Annotated in this window: 3 protein-coding genes and 1 pseudogene; all 4 read left to right on the forward strand. The window is 53.6% G+C overall.

Going from position 1 to position 4322, the window contains the following annotated elements:
• Positions 1-385, forward strand: a pseudogene (locus ACESLU_RS12200) (selenocysteine synthase); the annotation flags it as partial.
• A gap of 109 nt (positions 386-494) precedes the next feature.
• The gene (locus tag ACESLU_RS12205) at positions 495-1784 is read left to right on the forward strand and encodes a tripartite tricarboxylate transporter substrate-binding protein (RefSeq protein ID WP_372638925.1); all 1290 of its coding nucleotides are present in this window, start codon (positions 495-497) and stop codon (positions 1782-1784) included.
• Between the two features lie 16 nt (positions 1785-1800).
• Positions 1801-3375, forward strand: coding sequence for a tripartite tricarboxylate transporter permease (locus tag ACESLU_RS12210; protein WP_372638923.1), 1575 nt, complete (start codon positions 1801-1803; stop codon positions 3373-3375).
• Positions 3376-3536: 161 nt separating this feature from the next.
• Positions 3537-4052: an RNA polymerase sigma factor gene (locus tag ACESLU_RS12215; RefSeq protein WP_372638924.1), complete on the forward strand. Its 516-nt coding sequence runs from the start codon at positions 3537-3539 to the stop codon at positions 4050-4052.
• Positions 4053-4322 lie beyond the last annotated feature (270 nt).

Here is a 4322-nt window from a genome sequence, read left to right on the forward strand (position 1 = left end):
TGGCATGAAGGTAAATAAAGAAGAGATCCTCGGCATGTATGCCGCCGTCAAGCGTTATGTTGAGATGGATCACGAGGAGCAGTGGAAAAGGTGGGAAGACCGCATTGCGCTGATTGAAGATAAGGCCAGGCAAGTGGACGGGGTAACGACCGAGGTTACCGTTCCACCCATCGCAAATCACACGCCTTCCTTGGCGATAACGTGGGACAAAAATACCATAAGTCTATCACAAGTGGAGCTCAGGGAAAATCTAAGAGAGGGCGATCCCTCTATCGAGATGAGGGGCAGCGGGGAAAATACGATAAACCTCACCGTCTTTATGTTACAGCCCGGCGAAGCGGAAATCGTAGGGGAGAGGATCCGGGAAGAGCTTTCCAGGGCCTAACCGTATCCCCCCGGTGAGAAATCCGGGCTGATTTTAAATGTCATGTCATGTATTGTATTCAATAAGGATGGATTGGATCTGTAGAATATGCGGTGTCGTCTTTTTTGTGATGACATTTTTAATGTCCGGGTGCACGCAGGAAGCATCCTATCCGGAACGGCCGGTCTCGCTCATATGTCCGTGGTCTGCGGGCGGTGGCACCGACCGGGTGGCCCGTCAGATCGCTTCCCAGATGGAACGAGAGCTGGGGGTACCCGTCAACGTGATCAATGCCACCGGCGGCGGCGGGGTGACGGGACACACGCGGGGCGCCCTGGACCGGCCTGACGGATACAGCATAACCATGATAACGGCGGAAATCAACATGCTGCACTGGCGGGGATTGACGAATATCACCTACCGGGACTATCGGCCGCTTATGAAGGTCAACCAGGATAACGCCGCCCTGTTTGTACGCGAGGACGCGCCCTGGGAAAACCTGGATGATTTGGAGCAGGCTATCCGGGAGTCGCCGGGTTCCCTGCAGGCATCCGGCACGGCGTTCGGAGGGGTATGGCACGTAAGCCTGGCAGGCTGGCTGTTGGAAGCGGGACTGTCGGCCGATGCGGTTACCTGGATCTCCATTAACGGGTCGGCTCCCTCCCTGCAGGAGCTGATGGCAGGAGGAGTCGATATGGTTGTATGCAGCTTCCCGGAGGCCAGGTCGCTGTACGATGCGGGGGAGATAAGGAGCCTGGGAGTGATGGCCGATGAGCGACTGGCCGATCAGCAGGATATCTCCACCTTTCAGGAGCAGGGATACGACTGGACCAGCCAAACCTGGCGGGGCCTGGCCGTACCGGATGAGGTCCCGGAAGAGCGCTACCGTGTGTTGCTGGAAGCGGTAGAGACCGTTATCGAAAGCGAGGAGTACCATCGGTTCCTGGAGACCTCCGGCTTTGGCAGCAGTGGCCAGTCCCCGGAGGCCTTCCTTCAGTTCCTGGAGGAGGAGAATCAAATCTATGGCGGAATATTTAACAGCAGAGCGTTTGAAGGGGTGGTTTCGCAGCGGTATGGCCCGATGTTCTTTCCTTCGGTTATTTTAGCCTTGATGGGGCTTATCATTCTGATATTAGTCTTTAGCGGCAGCCTGGGCCGCAGTGCGGATGCCGAGGGCCTCATGGGAATCGATTACGCTCATATCGCCTTGTTGATTGGGGCTGTTGTTTTTTACCTGCTGTTTGCCGAGTATCTTGGTTTTATCGTTTCAGCAGCGTTCATCCTGCTGCTGCTGATGTGGCAATTCCGCGTTCGATGGCCAATCGCCCTGGCGGTCGTACTGGTCTTTGTGCCACTGACCTATCAACTTTTCGCAATCTACCTGCGGGTCCCCCTGCCATGGGGACTGCTGGGATGGTAATATTCATGGTTACATTATGCTGGAAGCACTCATAGAAGCCTTGCAACTGATTGTTCTGTCCCCGTCCATCTGGATGGTGATTATCCTGTCGGCCATATACGGCATCTTTTTAGGGGCGGTTCCCGGCTTGACGGCTACGATGGCCGTCGCGTTGTTTGTCCCCATCACCTACTGGATGGATCCTGTCCCGGCGCTGGCGGGCATTGCGACCATGACAGCCTGTGCCATTTTTGCCGGCGACATTCCTACGACGCTGCTTCGCATACCGGGGACTCCCGCCTCGGCCGCCTATGTGGATGACGCCTACGCATTTACCCGGAGGGGGCAGTCGGAAAAGCCGCTGGGGATGGCGCTGATGGGAAGTGTGACGGGGGGACTGTTCGGGGCGGTTATTCTTATTCTGCTGGGGGGACAGCTGGCCAGGGTGGCTTCGATGTTCAGCGTGGCCGAATATTTCTGGTTGTACCTGCTGGGACTGAGTTCGGCGGTCGTGGTGGCACGGGGACCCGTTCTCAAGTCGCTGCTGGGCCTGCTTATCGGGTTGTTCCTTGCCCTGGTGGGGCTGAGCGCGGTGCATACCGAAGCGCGATTCACGTTTGGACTGCCCCAGCTGTACCAGGGCATCAGTTTCATTCCGGCCATGATTGGCTTGTTCGGGCTTTCCGAGGTATTGCGGAACGTCATGAATATTCGAAAAAAGCGATCCATACCGGATACGCCCGCAGACAAAAAAGAGGAAACGGAAGAAGGCGGCTGGTTGAAACGGTCCATGTGGACGCCTTTCGTCTCCATTTTCCGGGCTCCCGTCCGGCTGATCACCCGCCGCAAAGGCGATTTCCTGCGTTCCGGCTTTATTGGTTCGGTGACAGGAATGCTGCCCGGTGCGGGAGCGGACATGGGGTCCTGGATTTCCCTGGCGGCCTCCAAACGATCCAGCAAGAACCCCGGCGAGTACGGCAAGGGATCGCTGGAAGGGATTGCCGACGCTACGACGGCCAACAGTTCCGCACTGGCCGGGACATGGATCCCGGCGCTGGTTTTCGGGATACCCGGGGATTCCATAACCGCGATTGTGATCGGGGTATTGCTTATGAAAAACCTGAACCCGGGTCCGGAGATTTTTGCAAACCAGCCGGTACTGGTATACAGCATCTATCTGGCCTTTATCATTGCCAACCTGGTCCTGCTGGTCGTGGGATATGTTGCCATCAAGACCGGCCGCTTTGTCATTAAAATACCGCAAAAAATATTGCTCCCTGTTATTCTGTTGTTTTGCATTATCGGGTCTTTTGCAATCCAGGGGAGTTACTTTGATGTCGGCATCATGCTGGGGATGGGCCTGCTTGGCTTTGTCCTGGAACGCCGGAGCATCCCACTGGGCCCGGTCGTACTGGGAATTATTTTAGGGGGACCGCTGGAAGAGCGGTTCATCCAGACCGTTACCGGTTCGGAGGGGATTATCTGGCCGTTTTTCAATCGCCCGGTTGCAGCCCTGCTGGGCATCGGCTTTCTGCTGCTTTGGGGATGGACAGCCTGGAGTAATAGGAAAGATCAATCCGGGAACGGGGACAAAGATGCTTCACAGCAGTAACAGCATCAAAAAAGATTTTTTACTTTTGATTAACGAAATAAAAACTTTATTTAATACCTTTCAAGGGGTGGAATATTCGCCTGAACGAAATGCTAAAGAGAAGCGGTGTGATGGTTGGGCGGTTATTGACCGGGAATGAAAAAATAAGATCAACAGGGTCTATGCTTACAAGGGATCAGTTCGAACAGTTGTTTAACAAATATGTGGATGATGTGGTTTCCTTTCTGTATACCTATACCTCCGATAAAGCCCGGGTAAAAGACTGGACCCAGGAAGTATTTATACAAATGTGGAGGAAGAGAGAACGGATTGATTTTAATCACCCGGCCTTTAAGAGTTACCTTCTGAAAACAGCGCGAAATCACGCGCTTAAAAAACTAAAAAGAGCTAAAAGGTACGACCGGTGGCTGGAAGAAAACCTGGAGAAGCTTACACAGGTTGACCCCCGAAGCGACGCTGTTGACAACTCTGCCGAAGTGCAGGAGGCGTACAGTATTGCTCTTTCGAAAATTTCCAGGCGGGCCCGCAGGGCTTACCTGTTAAGCAGGGAGGAAGGATTGACCTATACCGAGATTTCCGGGGTAATGGATATCTCGGTTAAGACGGTCGAAACCCATATCAGTAAAGCACTGCATATTCTGAGAGAAGAACTGGGTGATTTTTCCCGAAATAGTTAGCTGCAGGATGTCAATAAGCAGATATGCGTCAATAATGTCCAGCCTCCAGCGTCCAGCCAAGAGCCTCCAACCCTAATTTCTAACTCCCAGTCATAGGCCTACTGCCTCTATACGTCCTGCTTAAATCACTTCTTACCTCTTGACCCCTACTTTCTTCCAAATTTCACCCTGATTATTGTCCTTCCTGTTACAACAGACGCACAACGCTCGCACAAAAGGATGGACAAAAATAGCCCGTTCTTTTTAAGTATGCCTTCAGGACGTTTAAAG

It is taken from the genome of Fodinibius sp. (assembly GCF_041642155.1).
Taxonomy (GTDB): domain Bacteria; phylum Bacteroidota; class Rhodothermia; order Balneolales; family Balneolaceae; genus Fodinibius.

Coding starts and splice junctions, on each gene's coding strand:
- ACESLU_RS12205 (WP_372638925.1), top strand. CDS start 495: ATGACATTTTTAATGTCCGGGTGCACGCAGGAAGCATCCTATCCGGAA.
- ACESLU_RS12210 (WP_372638923.1), top strand. CDS start 1,801: ATGCTGGAAGCACTCATAGAAGCCTTGCAACTGATTGTTCTGTCCCCG.
- ACESLU_RS12215 (WP_372638924.1), top strand. CDS start 3,537: ATGCTTACAAGGGATCAGTTCGAACAGTTGTTTAACAAATATGTGGAT.